At 57.0% G+C, this 16055-nt stretch carries 19 protein-coding genes and 1 tRNA gene; 8 read left to right on the top strand and 12 right to left on the bottom strand.

Features of this window, described 5'->3' with window-relative positions:
- Positions 1–2 precede the first annotated feature (2 nt).
- From fos to HUW52_RS24500, 5 genes are all read left to right on the top strand, one after another.
- Positions 3–419, top strand: coding sequence for a fosfomycin resistance glutathione transferase (gene fos, locus HUW52_RS24520; protein WP_016982775.1), 417 nt, complete (start codon positions 3–5; stop codon positions 417–419).
- Positions 420–479: 60 nt separating this feature from the next.
- Complete coding sequence (locus tag HUW52_RS24515) at positions 480–1118, top strand: LysE family translocator (RefSeq protein ID WP_016982773.1); 639 nt, start codon at positions 480–482, stop codon at positions 1116–1118.
- 79 nt (positions 1119–1197) lie between these two features.
- Positions 1198–2547 (top strand): bifunctional diguanylate cyclase/phosphodiesterase, encoded by a 1350-nt coding sequence (locus HUW52_RS24510; protein WP_175555121.1) that lies wholly within the window; start codon positions 1198–1200, stop codon positions 2545–2547.
- A gap of 116 nt (positions 2548–2663) precedes the next feature.
- Complete coding sequence (locus HUW52_RS24505) at positions 2664–2819, top strand: KGG domain-containing protein (protein ID WP_007911485.1); 156 nt, start codon at positions 2664–2666, stop codon at positions 2817–2819.
- Positions 2820–2895: 76 nt separating this feature from the next.
- Positions 2896–3399 carry a DUF4142 domain-containing protein gene (locus tag HUW52_RS24500; protein ID WP_016982771.1) on the top strand — a complete coding sequence of 168 codons (504 nt, stop codon included), beginning with the start codon at positions 2896–2898 and terminating at the stop codon, positions 3397–3399.
- Positions 3400–3443: 44 nt separating this feature from the next.
- Here HUW52_RS24500 and HUW52_RS24495 read toward each other — a convergent pair whose 3' ends face one another.
- Positions 3444–3854: a low affinity iron permease family protein gene (locus HUW52_RS24495; RefSeq protein ID WP_007911483.1), complete on the bottom strand. Its 411-nt coding sequence runs from the start codon at positions 3852–3854 to the stop codon at positions 3444–3446.
- Between the two features lie 213 nt (positions 3855–4067).
- On the opposite strand from HUW52_RS24495, the gene HUW52_RS24490 reads away from it, so the two are divergent.
- Positions 4068–5153 carry a type I restriction endonuclease gene (locus HUW52_RS24490; RefSeq protein WP_175555120.1) on the top strand — a complete coding sequence of 362 codons (1086 nt, stop codon included), beginning with the start codon at positions 4068–4070 and terminating at the stop codon, positions 5151–5153.
- A 37-nt stretch (positions 5154–5190) separates the two neighbouring features.
- On the opposite strand, the gene HUW52_RS24485 is transcribed toward HUW52_RS24490, so the two are convergent.
- Together HUW52_RS24485 and HUW52_RS24480 are read right to left on the bottom strand one after the other, a co-directional pair.
- Positions 5191–5730: an AidA/PixA family protein gene (locus HUW52_RS24485; RefSeq protein ID WP_175555119.1), complete on the bottom strand. Its 540-nt coding sequence runs from the start codon at positions 5728–5730 to the stop codon at positions 5191–5193.
- 125 nt (positions 5731–5855) lie between these two features.
- Complete coding sequence (locus tag HUW52_RS24480) at positions 5856–6359, bottom strand: inclusion body family protein (RefSeq protein ID WP_016982769.1); 504 nt, start codon at positions 6357–6359, stop codon at positions 5856–5858.
- A 375-nt stretch (positions 6360–6734) separates the two neighbouring features.
- Between HUW52_RS24480 and tam the strand changes: the two genes are divergently transcribed.
- Positions 6735–7505, top strand: coding sequence for a trans-aconitate 2-methyltransferase (gene tam / locus HUW52_RS24475; protein ID WP_175555118.1), 771 nt, complete (start codon positions 6735–6737; stop codon positions 7503–7505).
- A 145-nt stretch (positions 7506–7650) separates the two neighbouring features.
- Here tam and HUW52_RS24470 read toward each other — a convergent pair whose 3' ends face one another.
- The gene (locus HUW52_RS24470) at positions 7651–8394 is read right to left on the bottom strand and encodes a class I SAM-dependent methyltransferase (protein WP_175555117.1); all 744 of its coding nucleotides are present in this window, start codon (positions 8392–8394) and stop codon (positions 7651–7653) included.
- 564 nt (positions 8395–8958) lie between these two features.
- Here HUW52_RS24470 and HUW52_RS24465 point away from each other — a divergent pair.
- A complete protein-coding gene (locus HUW52_RS24465) occupies positions 8959–9321 on the top strand; it encodes a DUF6124 family protein (protein WP_016982766.1) in 363 nt (120 codons plus the stop codon).
- Between the two features lie 217 nt (positions 9322–9538).
- On the opposite strand, the gene HUW52_RS24460 is transcribed toward HUW52_RS24465, so the two are convergent.
- From HUW52_RS24460 to HUW52_RS24425, 8 genes are all read right to left on the bottom strand, one after another.
- Entirely contained in the window at positions 9539–10753 is a 1215-nt protein-coding gene (locus HUW52_RS24460; RefSeq protein WP_016982765.1) for an aldose 1-epimerase family protein, read from the bottom strand.
- A gap of 363 nt (positions 10754–11116) precedes the next feature.
- On the bottom strand, positions 11117–11524 hold the full coding sequence (locus HUW52_RS24455) for a type II toxin-antitoxin system HicB family antitoxin (protein WP_007911473.1): 408 nt from the start codon (positions 11522–11524) through the stop codon (positions 11117–11119).
- A gap of 36 nt (positions 11525–11560) precedes the next feature.
- On the bottom strand, positions 11561–11740 hold the full coding sequence (locus tag HUW52_RS24450; RefSeq protein WP_007911472.1) for a type II toxin-antitoxin system HicA family toxin: 180 nt from the start codon (positions 11738–11740) through the stop codon (positions 11561–11563).
- A gap of 314 nt (positions 11741–12054) precedes the next feature.
- Positions 12055–12128 (bottom strand) — tRNA-Gly (locus HUW52_RS24445).
- Positions 12129–12286: 158 nt separating this feature from the next.
- Positions 12287–13171 carry an alpha/beta fold hydrolase gene (locus HUW52_RS24440; RefSeq protein ID WP_175555116.1) on the bottom strand — a complete coding sequence of 295 codons (885 nt, stop codon included), beginning with the start codon at positions 13169–13171 and terminating at the stop codon, positions 12287–12289.
- Positions 13172–13488: 317 nt separating this feature from the next.
- On the bottom strand, positions 13489–14181 hold the full coding sequence (locus HUW52_RS24435) for a pseudouridine synthase (protein WP_175555115.1): 693 nt from the start codon (positions 14179–14181) through the stop codon (positions 13489–13491).
- A 33-nt stretch (positions 14182–14214) separates the two neighbouring features.
- Entirely contained in the window at positions 14215–14445 is a 231-nt protein-coding gene (locus HUW52_RS24430; protein WP_038358305.1) for a cysteine-rich CWC family protein, read from the bottom strand.
- On the bottom strand, positions 14438–15925 hold the full coding sequence (locus HUW52_RS24425; protein ID WP_175555114.1) for a sensor domain-containing diguanylate cyclase: 1488 nt from the start codon (positions 15923–15925) through the stop codon (positions 14438–14440). Before HUW52_RS24425 ends, HUW52_RS24430 begins: the two co-directional genes overlap by 8 nt.
- Positions 15926–16055 lie beyond the last annotated feature (130 nt).

Genomic DNA, 16055 nt, shown 5'->3' with positions numbered 1-16055 from the left:
GTATGCTCACCGGCCTCAACCATCTGACCCTCGCGGTCAGCGATTTGCAGCGCAGTCTGGCGTTCTATCGCGATGTGTTGCAGCTGCGCGTCGAAGCCACGTGGGACGCCGGTGCTTACCTTTCGCTGCCGGGGCTGTGGTTGTGTCTGTCGCTTGATCCGCTGCGTTCAAGCGAACCGTGCGTCGACTACACCCATTACGCGTTTAGCCTCACTGCAGCCGATTTTTCAACGTTCGTGCAGACGCTAAAAGGCGCGAACGTGCGGGAATGGCGCGATAACCGCAGCGAAGGCGCGTCGTTCTATTTCCTCGATCCCGACGGCCACAAGCTCGAAGTTCACGTCGGCGATCTCGCTTCACGGCTGGCAGCGTGTCGGCAAAAACCGTACGCCGGCATGCGTTTTTACGACGAGTCATGATCAGACACATTTGTCTGTTATAGACTGGCGGCCACGTGTTCTGCCGCTTGCAGGTTTTCCATGACTCCATCGTTGCTAATGGCCGTGCTGGCCTCGGGTTTCATTTATGGCATTACGCCCGGGCCGGGTGTGCTGGCGGTATTCGGCATCGGCGCAGCCCACGGGCGGCGGGCCGGAGCGGGGTTTCTTTGCGGGCATCTGCTCGGCGATGTGGTCTGGTGCAGCACGGCGCTGATCGCGATTGTCGGCGCTCGGGAAATCGGCAGCACCGCGTTTGATGTGCTCGGTGTGCTCAGCGGTGTGTACCTGTTCTGGCTTGGCTGGCGCGCGGTGCGCGCCCAGCGTCGCAATGGTGACGAACCACAGGGCGCGGCACGCAAGCCGTTCTGGCACGGCATTCTGTTTGGCTTGACCAATCCCAAGGCCTACCCGGTGGCGGTCGCGACCTTCACCGCGCTCCTGTCGAGCCGCGCCGAACTGCTCAACTGGTCGATGCTGCCGGCGCTGATTGCCCTGAGTTTCCTCGGCGGCTTGCTGGCCTACGCTATTCTGATTGGCGTGGTCGGCGCGCAACGGGTACGCACGCTGTATCAGCGTCACGAATTGTTGATCACCCGCCTGTGTGGCGTGATGTTTATCGGTTTCGCCATCAACGCGCTGGTGCATGCGCTGCCGGGACTGATGCCGAACAAGGCTTGAAGGTGTGTGCAGGGAGGCGCAATCAAGAGGTCAGGGATGGTTGATCAGTGCTGCATTACCCGGACACTCACGCCGAACCATGGAAAGCCGAAATTCCGCGCCGTTGGCGAGTTTTATCGACCTGTTGCTGGACGCCGTTTGCGCGGTCGACAAGCAAGGCCGCTTCGTTTTTGTCAGCGCTGCCTGCGAACGGGTTTTCGGCTATTCGCCTGAAGAATTGATCGGCCGACAAATGATCGAACTGGTGCACCCGGCGGATCGTCAGCGCACCCTCGCCGCCGCCAACGAAATCATGGGCGGCGAACCCAAGCTCAACTTCGAAAACCGTTATCTGCGCAAGGATGGCAGCGTCGCGCACATTCTCTGGTCGGCGCGCTGGTCGGAAGTCGACCAACTGCGCATCGCCGTGGCGCGCGACATCACCGAGCGCAAACAAGCCGAATCGCGCCAGGCTGCGCTCTATGCGATATCCGAAGCGGCCCATGCGGCGGAAGATTTGCTGGCGCTGTTCAAACGTATCCACCTGATTATCGGCGAATGGCTGCCGGCGATGAATTTCTCCGTGGCGCTGTACGATGAGCACTGCGCACAACTGAATTTCCCCTATCACGTCGACGATGACGAATTGCAGCCCGAACGACCGGGCACCGTCACTGGACGTCTGTGTGCGGAAGTTATCCGTAGCGGACAGCCGATTCTTCTGACGCCAGACAGTGCAGATTCCCCGGCGGATTTCGCCGCGCTGGTGGCGGAGCAGAACTCGCCATGCTGGCTTGGCGTGCCGTTGAACTCGAAGAACGGCACCATCGGTGCCTTGATCGTCAAAAGTCTGCCCGGCGGCGAGCGCTACACCGAGCAAGACAAGGAACTGCTGCAATACGTTTGCGCCCAGGTCGCCACGGCCATCGAGCGCCAGCAATTGCACGCCCGCCTGCGGCGCATGGCGCAGTACGATCAACTGACGCAGTTGCCCAATCGTGAATTGCTGCGCGATCGCTTGAAGGCTGCGTTGGCCGGCGCGCGCGAGCAATCCGGGCACATGGCCTTGTTGTATGTCGATCTGGATCGCTTCAAACAGGTCAACGACACCTTCGGCCATGCTGTGGGCGACATGCTCCTGCAAACCGTGGCCAACCGCCTCAAGGGCTGTGTGCGCGAAACCGATACCGTGGCCAGAATTGGCGGGGATGAATTTGTCGTGTTGCTGCACAGCGTTCAGGCCTCGGAAGATGCTGACGGCGTGGCGGAAAAAATCCGACAGGTTCTGGTCCAGCCGATGCGCCTCGATGGCCACAATCTGCACATCGAACCGAGCATTGGCGTCGCCCACTATCCAGAACACGGCGGTGAGGAGCAGCAACTGTTTAGGCATGCCGATCAGGCGATGTACGCGGCGAAACGCTTGAACCATCACGCGTTGAATAGTTGATCCGGGGCCGCCGTTCGTCGCAGCGACTGCAATTTTTCTAAACCTTTGCTGGCCAGAAAATTCTCAATCTAGGCGGGCACCTGCTCGCCACGATCATTACCAAGAGGTAGAGAATCATGCCTAATTCAAGAAACTCGAACTCGGGAAACTTCGCCAACGATCGAACCAAGGCCTCTGAAGCAGGTCGCAAAGGTGGGAAAACCACCACAACGACCGTCGACAAAGAGCCAAAACCAGATATGGGCCGCAAGCCCGCTCAGAAATCGAAGTAGTCGGTGAAGGTAGTTTTGATTGAGAGGCGGGGGCGTAAGCTCCCGCTTGAATTTCGCAAGTGAGGAGGGCGCGACCATGAGCCGGATGGCCACCCGTATACGCAACATGAGTTTTGCATCGCTGTTGGGCCTGTGTGCCAGCAGCGCTTTTGCCCAGTCGCCCGCCGATTTCATCAACGATGCCTCAGCCAAGGGCATGGCCGACATCGAGGCCAGTCGTCTGGCCCACAGCAAAGCCGAATCGAAAGAGGTCAAGGACTACACCATCGTCGTCATCAATGATCGCACCACGGCCAACCAGCACCTGGCGAAAATCGCCAAGAAGCTCGACTTGCCGGTCGCGCCGCGTGAGGAACTGGCCGGCAAGGCTAAAGAATTGATGCCGCAAGTGACTGAAGGCGCATCCTTCGATCAGGCCTATGCCGCGAGTCAGGTCAAAGCTACTGAAGAGGCCATCGAGCAGATTCAGCAAGAGGCCCAGAACACTGACGTGCCGGAGATCAAAGCCTTCGCGGATGAGACGTTGCCCAAGCTGCAAAACCATCTGCAAATGGCTCGCCAGTTACAGGCCAGCCGTTAATCACAATCAAAAGACCGCTGCCGTGGACGGCGGTCTTTTGCTTTTCAGCACTCATTCAAATCCTGCTTCGACTTGCTCTTCTCGCCCAGCCCCTCAAGATTGAAAACCTCACCCTCGCCCAACGACCGATAGTGCCTGCGCAGCGCTTCCAGTTGCTTAAGATCCAGCGCCTCCAGCCCAAGCATCGCGTTCTGCGCCTCTTTGGTCACTAACAGCAATTCATCGATCTTCAAATGCAGAATGTCGGTATCGCGGTTCTGTGTGTTCTGGATCAGGAACACCATCAGGAACGTGATGATGGTGGTCGAGGTGTTGATGATCAGTTGCCAGGTGTCGTTGTAATCGAAGATCGGCCCGCTCAAGCCCCACAATCCGATCAGGATCAATGCGCCCATGAAGGTTTTGGGACTACCGGCCACCATCGCGAGCTTCTGAGAGATTTTTGCGAATTTCATAGCCGTGTTCCTTATTGGTGGAGTGCTTGAAATTCAGACATTGGCGGCGTAATGAAAATTCTACTTACATCCATGCCCTTTCGATAAAAACACGGCCGAGCGAATTCCGCTTAATGGCGAAACTTTCATTGTGTGGGTTTGTGGCTAGTATCAAGTGGCGATCAAATTGCCAGTAGCCCATTACACGGACAGACATCACGCAAGAGGTCACTCATGGAATTCTTCGAAAAGTTAGCCAGCCTAGCCGCCAAAGTACGGTTGCAGAGCGCTGCAATCCAGACGGAAGAGGCAACGAAAAATGCGTTCGTCATGCCATTTATCAGCACGGTGTTGGGCTACGACGTCTTTGACCCGACTGAGGTGACGCCAGAGTTTGTCTGTGACATCGGTACGAAGAAGGGCGAGAAAATTGATTACGCCATCATGAAGGGGGGCGAAGTACAGATTTTGGTTGAGTGCAAAAAGATCGGTGAGCCTCTGCATATCAATCACGCCTCCCAGTTGTTTCGGTACTTTCACGTCACCAGTGCTCGAATTTCCATCCTCACCAACGGTCAGGTCTACAAGTTTTTTACCGACCTGGATGCGCCGAACAAGATGGATGAAAAGCCCTTTCTGGAGCTGGACCTTCTCGATATCGATGAGTACTCGGTCCCCGAACTGATCAAACTGACTAAGTCGGCTTTTGATGTGGACTCGATCATCAACGCCGCTGGCGAATTGAAATATGTCAGCCAAATCAAAAAGGTTATCGCTGCTCAGGTCAGCAAGCCGGATGATGACTTTGTGAAAGTATTTGCCTCCCGTGTTTACGACGGCGTGATCACTCAAAAAGTACGTGAGCAGTTTCATGAGCTGACGAGAAAAGCCGTTGTGCAGTTCTTGAATGACCAGATCAATGATCGCCTTAAATCGGCGATGAGTGGTGCTATTCAACCAGCGCTGACGCCGTTGCCGTCCGCCTCTACCGGGACAGATCCAGTCGATCCGCGGGATGAGTCGGACGACAAGGTTCTTACAACTCTGGAGGAGCTTGAGGGCTATCACATCGTTCGTGCACTGGTTCGGTCAGTGGTCGATGCCAAGCGAATCGTTCAACGTGATACTCAGAGCTATTTCGGGATTTTGCTGGATGACAACAACCGCAAGCCAATCTGCCGGCTGCATTTCAATCGGACACAGAAGTACATCGGTATCTTTGATGAGGAAAAAAATGAGACCCGTCATCCGATTAGCTCTGTTGATGACATCTATGAGTATTCGGATCATCTGAAAAAAACGGTTGGCTATTACGACTGAAAATGAAACCGGCCTTGAGGGCCGGTTTTTTTGTCGATTACCTCGTGATTTTCAGTCCTAACTTCCAGTGGAAGTAACCCACCACCTCACACTGCTGATTGACCAGCATGAAACTCAATTCGCATTGCACCTCGCCGGGTTTCTTCGGCGTACAAGTCCAGAAATGGTCATCAGCCTTCCGACTACCCGGTGTTGTCGGGTCGTCCGGGTTGGGTGCGGGCACTGTCAGGTCGGTATGAATTTGCAGGTTCGGTTCGCAAAGCACGCCGCTGTCAGCCACTGCCATGCGGTACACAACCACACTGTGTTCGGCGATCAGGCTGACGGAGCGTCCACGAACGTGCAGGTCGCGGCCAATTTCGACCTGGATTGTTATCGTGCTGTCATTTATGACTATTTCTTTCGAGTTATTACCTATGGCGAAAAAGATAAATCCATCGGTAATGCTCGTTGGCGCGGCAGCGTCCAGACTTGGGTTCGGATAACGCGCCAGCACTGATTCGGCATCGACGATCAGCATCACATTGTGTGCGTCGGTGACGGCGGATGAGGGTGACGGGATCGGTTCGCTGGTCATCATGGATTCCTTTCATGATGTTGGCACAAGACGACAGCCGCTTCGGTCAAGGCAAGACATCCTGTTCCGGCCGCAGCGGCAGCGGATCGGTCGAGCCCCTTGTCACCAAAGGGCTCGACACATCATCAGTTATGGATGGAGATGAATGGATCCCACGAGCAGCAGCCGATGATCTGGCAGTTGCGGTCGACGATCAGGAAGTGGAAGTGATAGGTCACGCGACCACAGTCCAGGGTTTCGGATGACCAATAGTGGTTGTCGACTTTCTGGCAGCTTGGCACGGATGGATTGCTTGTGTTGGGCACAGCAACACACGCTGTGGCCTTGCGTGGGGAGGGGGGCGAGATCAGGTTCTCCCCGGCATTGGGGATGAATTTGTAGAAAATCACCGCCTGTTCGAAGCTCTGCGACAGGCTGGTTTCACGCCAGCGAATCAGGTCGCCGACCTGAGCCTTGAGGTCCAGCTCGCCACCGGCCTGACCACTGACGACGTTATCCTGATTGGTGACCATGTACACATGTTTCCAATCGATCAGCGTGGGGTTCTTCGGGTCCTTGCTGATGTTTGGATACTTTTTCAGAATGGTTTCGGTGTCGATGGAAACCAGAATATCCGTCACTCGAGACATGGTGATGCTCCTTTTTCATAGTGAACGTCGGACTGCAATCCAGGCACGACGACGCTTGCTTGCCGTATGGCTTTTGCGAGCACACTACTGGGGGAACCCACTGATCACGAGAAATGAACAGGCCGTGCTCCTTGCACGAAATCGACTGATTCGGGTTCCTTCCGACTGCCGCTCCTTGACTATAGGTACGATTTTTTAGCTGTCAAAATCGCTTTTGTCTGGCTCGACGGACGGTCGCTCAATTCATGAGAACCAACCCATTGGCGATAAGCCGACGGGTTGGTCCGACACCCTTTGCAATTCAGTCGCTCTGGAACTGCCCGCGGCGCTGCCTGTATCGTGACGGACCGCTGAATGTCCCGACAGGAGAACGCAATGAGTTGGTCCGCCAAACAATACGTCGCTTTCGAAGATGAACGCACCCGCCCGGCCCGCGATCTGCTGGCGGCGATTCCCACGCCTGAAGCGCGATCCGTGGTCGATATCGGTTGTGGTCCCGGTAACTCGACGGAGTTGCTGGTACAGCGTTTTCCCGGGGCGAAAGTCAGCGGGCTGGACAGTTCGGCGGACATGATCGATGCAGCACGCAAGCGCTTGCCGCAGTTGCAGTTCGATGTGGCGGAGATTGATAAATGGGCGGATGAAGGCCCGTTCGATGTGATCTTCGCCAACGCCGTGCTGCAGTGGGTGCCGGATCACGCGTCGTTGCTGCCGGCGCTGGCCAGCAAATTGTCTGCCGGTGGCAGTCTGGCGATCCAGATGCCGGACAACCTCAATGAACCCTCCCATTGCTTGATGCGTGAAGTCGCCGCGAATGGCCCTTGGGCCAGCAAACTCGCGGGCGCAGCGGGCCAGCGTACCGATATGGCGAGCGCCGGCGATTATTTCTCGATGCTGCGGCCACATTGTGCGCGGGTCGATGTGTGGCGCACCACCTATCACCATCAGCTGTCAGGCGGGGCGGCGGGAGTGGTGGAGTGGTTCAAGGGCAGCGGGTTGATTCCGTTTTTGAGTCCGCTGACCGAGGCGGAAAAGGCGCAGTACCTGGAGCAGTATCTGGCGGAGGTGCGGAGGGCTTATCCCGCGCTGGCGGATGGCTCGGTACTGCTGCCATTTCCACGCTTGTTTATCGTCGCGACGCGCTGAAATAAATTGGCCCCTCACCCCAGCCCTCTCCCGAGGGAGAGGGCGCCGAGTTGTGTTGTTTCCAAACCTGAGTTCGGCTGGATTTTGCACGTCGGCGTAGCTCTTGCCTGCACCGCGGTCAGTCCCCTCTCCCTCTGGGAGAGGGTTAGGGTGAGGGCTTCTGCACCGCCACCAACATCATCATCGGCCGCTCCCGCTCTTCCGCCAGCGCCGGTTGCGCCGCGACCTCCGCTTCGCTCGGTCCCCATTCATTGACATGTCGAATCGAGAACCCCGCATCGATCAGCGAATTGAGCAATGTCCCGACCGTACGATGCTGCTTGATCACGCCCTCAGCCAGCCAGTTCGTCACCCGCTCGCCCTCCAACTGATAGCTGTCCAGCGGCCAACGCTTGTTACCTTCAGCGTCAATCAACCAGCCCGGATTACGCGGTGCCATAAAGATTGGATGCTCAATGGAAAACACAAAGTGCGAACCCGGTTTCAGCGCCGCAAACAGGTGCGCAAACAGCCCCGGCAAATCCTTGACGTAATGCAGCGCCAGTGAGCTGTAGGCCAAATCAAAACTACAGGTGGACAGATCGAGCTGTTCCAGATCGGCGCGCTCATAAAGAATGTTCGCCGCCGTCGTGGTCTCCCGCGCCCGCGCCCGCTCCAGCATCTTCTCCGAGACATCCAGCCCCAACACATTCCCCGCACCATTCTCGATAGCCCAACGGCTGAACCAGCCATAACCGCAGCCCAGATCCACCACGTTCAAGCCGTGCATGGATGGCAACAGCGCCCTGAGCGCCGGCCACTCCGGCGCCGCGTCGAGGCCGCCGATTGAGCGGTTCATCTGGCTGTAGGCCTGGAAGAATTCGGGATCGTCGTAGATGTTTTGGGTCATGGTGAAGTGCTCTTTTGAGTTCGGTCGTCAGCGGCAAAGTGGCCGCGATTGGAATCCCTCGAAAGTGATGGCGCGTATTCGTCGATGGCCGCGCAGGGGGAGGGTGGTGGCTGAAAGGGAAATGCTAGTCGGTCGAGAGGAAGGTGAAAATCGATGGAGTGTTGTGGATCTGTAATGTCAGAAAATTCTGCAAGGTTTTTGGCTGCTTAAACCCACTCGGTGGCCAGTGTTTATAAGCGCTCGGTGTTACGTCCTGATGCCTACAAATCCTTGCGCCGTTGCCTACCGCTACGCCAGAATCCGCCGGCTTGTGCGCTTGGAAGGCGGTCGGTAACTTGGTTCGCATCACTGATTTCCAGTGATCGGGTTTAGCAGCCACGCGTTTCCACCAAATCGTACAAGCGTCATTTAGCCAGGTTCTCCTGTGCTTAATGGTGGCTGTGCGCATGGCACCCTCGGGTGCGCCGGGATTTTGGTGGATTCGCCCGGTCTGCTAACTTGCGTACAGCCGCCACCCTTTCGTGTAGCAGCGGAATGGTCGTGGCCCTATTCGGAATACACCACATGTTCAAAGTTACGCCAAATCCGCCGGAAACCGATCCGGCATCCCCCTACGAATCGCCCAATTCAAAGAAATTCCACGAAGCCGCCGAACGCGCCCTCGACCACTACCTCAGCCCCACGGCCAGAATCATGGGTTCCACTCACGAACCCGAACCGATGTACCTCGCCAACCCGAAATACGACACCGAATCCCTGCTCGCCAACGCCAGCGAAACACTCGGCTCTGCCACCACCATGCTCAACAACTTCGCCGCATTGCTGAATACCTCACACCGCAAGACCGCACTCGGTATCGCGCAGGTTGTGATGTTGGGCGAATTGGCGGTGAATCAGGCCCTTGATAAGGTCGTGCCGGGTGAGTAATCGCAAAGTGGTCGATTTGTAGCAGACACAAAAAAACCGGCTCTAAAGGCCGGTTTCTTGTAGTTGCGCCTACAGACATTCGCGATTCAGGGCGCCAACATCCGCAACGCCGCCGAAGTCAAAAACGCCGAACGATTCTTCTCTTCCGGATGAGGGTGCACGTGAAGATCGATGCGCTCAGCAGGTAGCCCATCGGCCGACAATGCCTTGGCCGGTGTCACCCCTTGGTCAGATCAACCAACGGCGTCTGCCGCACCTCCGTCTCGCGCCCACCCTGAATCTCGCTCACCTGCTTCAAGGCCTTATCCACCGCCGCCTTGTCCGCCAACAAGCTGTAGCTGATGCGGAACTGCTTGTGTTCCTTCGGCCCAATTGTCGGCACCAGGTTCAGTGGCCGCTGATAACGGCGGTTGTAGGAAAAACTTGTCCCCGGCTCCAGCCCCGTGACATAGCCCTGGCCTTGGGTATCGGTGTTTTTCCACAGGGAAAACACCGGCAGTGTCTGCGTATTGAAGCCAACCGAAACGCCCAGGCTGCCGGCCTTGTTATGCAACACGGTCAACGTATCGCCCTTCGCATCGGCATACGGCACCACGTTGTAAACCGTTTCGTCGTAGTCCTTGGTCGGTGCGCGGTAGGTTTGCCATTCGGGCAGATCGCCCTTGGCCTTGTCGTTGAACGGCGACACTTGCTTCACCGGCGCGGCGAAACGAGCGCCCTGCTCCAGGAACGGGGTACTGAAGTTACTGTGGTACAGCGCCTGGTATTCCTTCGGATAGTCGCCGTTGTTGGTCAGGGTGTCGTTGAGGGCGAACACTACGCTGCCGGGTTCGGTAACCAGTTCCGTCGCGACGGAGAAGTCGACCTTCTTGAACGCCTGCTCTTTCAGTTCACCGCGCAGGGTGATGGCGTAGGGTGGTGTTTCATCGATGTGCAGGGTGACTTTGTTTGCGGGAATGTTGGCGGCTCGACCGTGCAGGGTCAGCAGTTCGCCGTTGTCGACGCCGGGGTGGCCGACCCATTCGTATCCGCAGCGGGTAACCAGTTCATTGAAACCTTCCAGCCAGCCCAAACCACCGCGGCCATTGAGTTCGATGAAGGACGGATTGACCACTTCCTTGACCGGCGAATCCCAGCCCATGCGCACATTGCCGACCGAGGCCTGCAAGACATTCATTCCCCGTGTCGGCACTACCGAGAGTTTCATCGTACCGTTATCGATGTCGACAATGCTGACGCCCTCCTGCCGACCGCCGTGCAAGGTACGCAAAGTAACGTTGAAGGGTTTATCGGTTTTTATGCCGAGTTGCTGGCTGGTGATCTGCCAGTTCTGGGCAGCTTTGTCGGTGTCGAGCAGAACGTAATCCCAGGCCATGGCGTGGGAGGCAGCGGACAGTGCGCCGAGGGCAACAACGAGTTTGAGCGGGGTCATGGCAGCAGCCTTTCTTGGAGTTGTGCGCTTTTTATAAACTGGGTGAAACGTTTCAGCAAGCTTAAATGGCGACGCGACGCTGGTGTATCGTGTTTCTGAAAGGTTCCGCGTTGACCAAATGAGCACCTCAAATCCCGGACACAAAAAACCGGCTCGATACAGGCTGTGTGAAAACACGCTTTTGTGCTCGCCGCAGACGAAAAAGGGCCTCTCAGCCCTCGTGCCTTAAAGCTGTCGCAGCAAGAAGCGAGCGTTACCAAATAACCGCTGCTCAAGGTTGCCGAAGGGGTGCTCGCAGATGGATCTTCGGCATCCCATCATTTCGGGATGCGCCTGCATTCACTGCTTTCCAAGGTTCAGGATTCAACCCTGCTGCAATACCTTCAACGCTGCCGAAGCCAGAAACCCGGAACGGCTTTTCTCTTCCGGGTGATGCAACACATATTCATCAATGCGGTTGAGCAAGTGCCCAGGCAGGGTGATGTTGAGCTTTTGGGCTTTGCCCAAATACTTGAGCACATCGATATCCACCACGGCCCATGCACAACCGGCGTATTTCGGGTTGGCTACGTGCAGGCTCAGTTTGCTGGCCGCTGGAATGGGGGCGTCGTCGTCCGCGAGAATCTCGAAATGACCTTCGATGGCTTCGCGAGCCATGGCGACGGCATCGTCCAGATCCTCTCCGGCGGAAAAGCATCCAGGAATGTCCGGGACTTCTACACCCCAGGCGTGATGGTCATCGCCAATTGAAATCGCAATCGGGTAGAGCATATTCGTTGTCCTCCATGGCGCAACTGACTCAGAGAGTCAAAGCAGCGCCTGCTGCAAAATACTGATGGCCGTTTTCTTCAGCAGATCCTTTTTCGGATGTGGCACGGTGACCAGTCCTGGTTTGCTCGGATGCTTGAAGTGATGGTGACTTCCTTTGATCCGTACCAGATACCAACCGTCTGCGACGAGTTGGCCGATTAAAAAACGGCTATTCACAACACCTCCCTGTGGTGTGCTTGGTGGGTACTATACCCATTGAACTAATATGATCAACACTATAACCACCGGTCGGCCGTCGTCCTCTGACGGGCGGGGTCGCTTACCGCAGTCTAGGTAAGGCAGGTGCGATGGCGAGGTGGGTGTGTTACCGGGTTTTGCTTATGTTCATGTGGCGGTGTGTTTCTGAAGGGTTCTGCGCTGCCCAAGTGGCCAAACTCAAATCCAAGGCACAAAAAAACCGGCTTTATAGGCCGGTTTTTTCTGTTCCTGCATCCCCCGTCAAAAAACACAACGTGAGACCCATATTCGAGTGGAGCGGGTAGAGGGAATCGAACCCTCGTCGGAAGCTTGGGAAGCTACTGTTCTACCATTAAACTATACCCGCTCAGAGCGGCTGACTTTGTACCAGACTCGGCCACGGATTTGAAGTTTTTCTTTTACTCATAAGCGCTTTGAATCCTTGAAAACGGTCAATCGCGGGCGAGCACTGCGGTGAGAAAAGCAAAATCTCAATCCCGCAGTCCCGCGCGCAACGACTCTCTTTCAAATAGCCAATGCATGTTGATCCTGAACAAACGAGTAACGCGTTCGGCTGGTCTGCGGTGCCGGTTTCAGAAAGCCGAGCAAGGCATTCTGGCTATCGCGGCACGCGGCTTTGTGTTCCATGTCGAGAAAATGCCCGGTGGCCTGCAGCGTGGTGAACGTGCTCTGCGCCACGTGGTTGCCGAACAGGCGTGCATCTTCGGCAGCGGTGTATTCGTCCCATTCGCCGTTTAAAAACAGCACCGGCACGTTGATCTTTTTCGCTGCGTTCAGATAGCACTGCCGATCGCTGTGCAGCACGTCGCTGATGTGGAAGTGCATCTGCCCGTATTCGTGCTCGGCGAGGCTGCTGACGTGGCGATAGTTGAAGCGTTTGAACAGTGACGGCAGGTGTTTGCCGATGGTGTTGTTGACCAGATGGCCGACGCGGTCGCCGTCGCGCTGGCCGAGGTAGTCGACGCCGCGTTCGAGGTAGTCGAGCATGTGCGCGTTGATCACTGGCGAGAACGAACTGATCACGGCCCGTTCGATGCGCCGTGGCTGGTGGGCGAGGGCGACCAGGGTCGCGGCGCCGCCCCAGGAGAACGACAGCACGTGTTCGGCGGCGAAGTGGTCAATCAGCTCGAGCAGAATCTGCCCTTCGACGTCCTTGGTCAGGTGTTTCTCGTGGTGGTTGTGCGCTTTTGATCGGCCCGCGTAAGGCTGGTCATAGCAAACCACGTTGAATTGCGGGTGCAGGTTTTTCACAGTCTGTGCAAACGACGCAGTCGTGGCCATCGAGCCGTTGACCAGGATGATGGTCTTTTCTGCGGCGTCTGCGCGATAGAACTCCGTGTAAACCCGATACTGACCCTGTATATCCAGCACAGCGATTTCTGGCCTCATGTCATAAGACTCCTGGCAAGCAAGCGGGTATGCGCGCAAATAGAGATTGCACGAGCTTTGTGACAGGTAGGCATACGCCTGGAATTTGCTTGGCCCATGTCGATCCGTTACGGCAGGTCGACGGGTATTGTTATTGGCGGGCAGTCTGCCGGCTGAGGCGGAGCCTTGAAGGCTCTCTACCGGCAAAAAGTTTCTTAGAGGTATGTTGTGACTCGTCGGTCACAATCTGGCCGACGTCCTGATTCAAGCAGGGGAGTCGGGATCGCGCAAGTGCCGCTGGTAAATTGTTCGACAACTTCTGCTGAGCGGTCGCCGGCTTAGAACAAATGGATCTCTTCGGTGCGCAAAGCGCGGTACTCGCCCGGTTTTAGCGCGTTATCGAGCAACAGCGGGCCCATCGATTCGCGGTGCAGGCGCAGGACTTTGTTGTTGAAGAAACCAAACATGCGCTTCACCTGATGGTAACGACCCTCGACGATGCTCAACCGCGCCGAGCGGGGGCCTATCAGCTCCAGCTGCGCCGGTTGCGTGGTCAGGTCTTCGAAGGCGAAGTAGATCCCCTCGGCAAAGGTGCTCGCATATTGCGCGCCAATTTCTTGCTCGGTCTCGACGTAGTAGACCTTCGGCAGTTTGGTCTGCGGTTGGGTCAGGCGTCGCGACCACGCGCCGTCGTTGGTGATCAACATCAGGCCGGTGGTGTTGAAGTCCAGGCGTCCGGCGATGTGCAGGTCGTCCTTGTCTGGTTCATCGATCAGGTCGAGCACGGTCGGATGTTGCGGATCGCGGGTGGCGCTGACGCAGCCCGGCGGCTTGTGCAGCATGAAGTAGCGTGCGGGTTTGCCGCTTTGCAGCACTTCGTTGTCGACTTCGACGCGGCTGAATTCCAGCACCTCGCTGTGCGGATCGCTGACGACTTTTCCGTCAATCCGCACGCGCTTTTCCACCAGCAACAGGCGAACCTGCTGACGGTTGTAGCGGGGCAGGTTGCTGAGGAAACGGTCAACGCGCATGTTCAGTGTTCGATGAATGAAGGGCCGCGCATCTTACGGGATCGGCCGCTTGGCCGCTTGCAGTTGCGCCTCGACCTGCGCGCAACGCGGGCACAGGCAGGATTGGTTGCGCAGTTCTGGCGGCAGCGCTTCAAGCACGGCCGGGTCGATGCTCACGCCATAGCACCAGCATTCGCGGTCGGCGGTGCGCGGGTCGGCCAGGCTGCAGTCGTTGCGGGCGCCACAGGCCGGGCAAAGGTCGGGTTTAACGTCGGAATCAGGCATAAGTCGAGTGAGGCATTTCCACGCAGGTGCGGTTGCGGCCGGTTTGTTTGGCTCGGTACATCGCATGATCGGCCCGCGACAGCAGGCTGTGCAAGGTGTCATCGCGTTGCAGCGTGGTGGCGCCGATGCTCACTGTCAGATTGAGGCGATGGCCGTCGTAGGCATATTCGTGTTGTTCGACGTGCTGGCGGATCTTCTCGGCAATTTTCTGACCGGTATCGCCGTCGGTGTCCTTCAGCAAAACGATAAATTCCTCACCGCCCCAGCGGCAAACAATGTCGGCATGGCGCAGGCAACTTTGCAGATCGCGAGCGAAACCGATCAACACCTGATCACCGGCCATGTGCCCGTAGGTGTCGTTCAACACTTTGAAGTGATCGAGGTCGAGCAGCAACGCGGTCAGTGGTTTGGTTTCGCGTTGTGCTTCGTGCAGGGCTTGTGCGGCGAGAATGTCGAAGCCTCGGCGGTTGGGCAGTTCGGTGAGACTGTCGAGAATGGCCTGCGCCTGGATTTTGCTTTGATAGCGTTTGATCACGCGGTTGAGCAGCGCTAGCACAATCAGGGTCACCAGCAGGCAGATCAGCAGATTCAGATACAGCGACTGACGGATTTCACTCAAGGCGCCGTCTTCGCGTTTATCAACAAACAGATACCAGTTCAGCTCCGGAATAAACCTCACGTTGAGGAAATGCCCCTGACCGTGGGCGGAATATTCGTAGCTGCCGCTGTGCGGTTTCGGCAGTTGGCTGACCAGACTCTTCATGCTCTCCAGTTCACTCAGGCTCTGGCCAATGTGCGCGCTTTCCGGACCGCCGTCGGCGCCGGTCAATACCAGTCGGCCGAAGGTGTCGACGAAGTACACGCTGCGTTGATAGCGCTGTTGATATTTGTCGATCAGCTTGATCACCGCGTCCACGGTCAGGCCGACGCCCGCCGCGCCGATGAAGCGATTGTGGTAGTCGTAAACCTTGTAGTTGATGAAGAAGGTCAGGTTGTCCTTGTTGGCCAGATCCGGGTCGACGTTGATCTCGTACGGGTCCTTCATGTCGCGTACGCGGAAGTACCAGGCGTCGCGCGGTTCATCGACCTTGACCTGCTTGAGCACGCCTTTGGCGTGGTAGTAGGTGTGGCTGGCGTTGGAGACGAAGAACGCGGTGTAGGCGCCGTAATGGGTCATGACTTCGTCGAGGTAGCGGGTCATCTGCTCGGGATTCTGCTCGCCGTTGACCACCCAGTCGCGCATGAAGGTGTCGCGGGACATCATCGAGGAAATCAGGATCGGCCTGACGAGGTCTTTCTGGATTTCCGAGTAGACCGTGTCGGACGTCAGCGGCAGCTCGGTGTTGACGATGTTGTCGCGGATCGACGCGCGCGAGGCGTAGTAGCTCAGTAGGGACGTGGCAAGGAAACCGGCGCCGAGCAGGGCGATCAGCGTCAGTACCAGCGAGCGTTGCGAGTAGAGGGGAGAACGAAGCGGCATGGCAGATCCGTTGGCAGTGGCCCGATGGCATGCATTCTAGTGGGATGGCCGGGAAAAGACTGCGGGATTTATGCCTGAAATGGCGGGGGATATGACGTAGAGGGTGTGTCAGAAGGATAGCTCCCTCACC

Origin of the sequence: Pseudomonas sp. 43A (assembly GCF_013363935.1) — a bacterium.
In the GTDB taxonomy this organism is placed as follows: domain Bacteria; phylum Pseudomonadota; class Gammaproteobacteria; order Pseudomonadales; family Pseudomonadaceae; genus Aquipseudomonas; species Aquipseudomonas crudilactis.
The sequence above is the reverse complement of the archived record's forward strand: the minus strand, read 5'-3'. Positions and strand labels throughout refer to the sequence as shown.

Coding starts and splice junctions, on each gene's coding strand:
- fos (WP_016982775.1), top strand. CDS start 3: ATGCTCACCGGCCTCAACCATCTGACCCTCGCGGTCAGCGATTTGCAG.
- HUW52_RS24515 (WP_016982773.1), top strand. CDS start 480: ATGACTCCATCGTTGCTAATGGCCGTGCTGGCCTCGGGTTTCATTTAT.
- HUW52_RS24510 (WP_175555121.1), top strand. CDS start 1,198: ATGGAAAGCCGAAATTCCGCGCCGTTGGCGAGTTTTATCGACCTGTTG.
- HUW52_RS24505 (WP_007911485.1), top strand. CDS start 2,664: ATGCCTAATTCAAGAAACTCGAACTCGGGAAACTTCGCCAACGATCGA.
- HUW52_RS24500 (WP_016982771.1), top strand. CDS start 2,896: ATGAGCCGGATGGCCACCCGTATACGCAACATGAGTTTTGCATCGCTG.
- HUW52_RS24495 (WP_007911483.1), bottom strand. CDS start 3,854: ATGAAATTCGCAAAAATCTCTCAGAAGCTCGCGATGGTGGCCGGTAGT.
- HUW52_RS24490 (WP_175555120.1), top strand. CDS start 4,068: ATGGAATTCTTCGAAAAGTTAGCCAGCCTAGCCGCCAAAGTACGGTTG.
- HUW52_RS24485 (WP_175555119.1), bottom strand. CDS start 5,730: ATGACCAGCGAACCGATCCCGTCACCCTCATCCGCCGTCACCGACGCA.
- HUW52_RS24480 (WP_016982769.1), bottom strand. CDS start 6,359: ATGTCTCGAGTGACGGATATTCTGGTTTCCATCGACACCGAAACCATT.
- tam (WP_175555118.1), top strand. CDS start 6,735: ATGAGTTGGTCCGCCAAACAATACGTCGCTTTCGAAGATGAACGCACC.
- HUW52_RS24470 (WP_175555117.1), bottom strand. CDS start 8,394: ATGACCCAAAACATCTACGACGATCCCGAATTCTTCCAGGCCTACAGC.
- HUW52_RS24465 (WP_016982766.1), top strand. CDS start 8,959: ATGTTCAAAGTTACGCCAAATCCGCCGGAAACCGATCCGGCATCCCCC.
- HUW52_RS24460 (WP_016982765.1), bottom strand. CDS start 10,753: ATGACCCCGCTCAAACTCGTTGTTGCCCTCGGCGCACTGTCCGCTGCC.
- HUW52_RS24455 (WP_007911473.1), bottom strand. CDS start 11,524: ATGCTCTACCCGATTGCGATTTCAATTGGCGATGACCATCACGCCTGG.
- HUW52_RS24440 (WP_175555116.1), bottom strand. CDS start 13,171: ATGAGGCCAGAAATCGCTGTGCTGGATATACAGGGTCAGTATCGGGTT.
- HUW52_RS24435 (WP_175555115.1), bottom strand. CDS start 14,181: ATGCGCGTTGACCGTTTCCTCAGCAACCTGCCCCGCTACAACCGTCAG.
- HUW52_RS24430 (WP_038358305.1), bottom strand. CDS start 14,445: ATGCCTGATTCCGACGTTAAACCCGACCTTTGCCCGGCCTGTGGCGCC.
- HUW52_RS24425 (WP_175555114.1), bottom strand. CDS start 15,925: ATGCCGCTTCGTTCTCCCCTCTACTCGCAACGCTCGCTGGTACTGACG.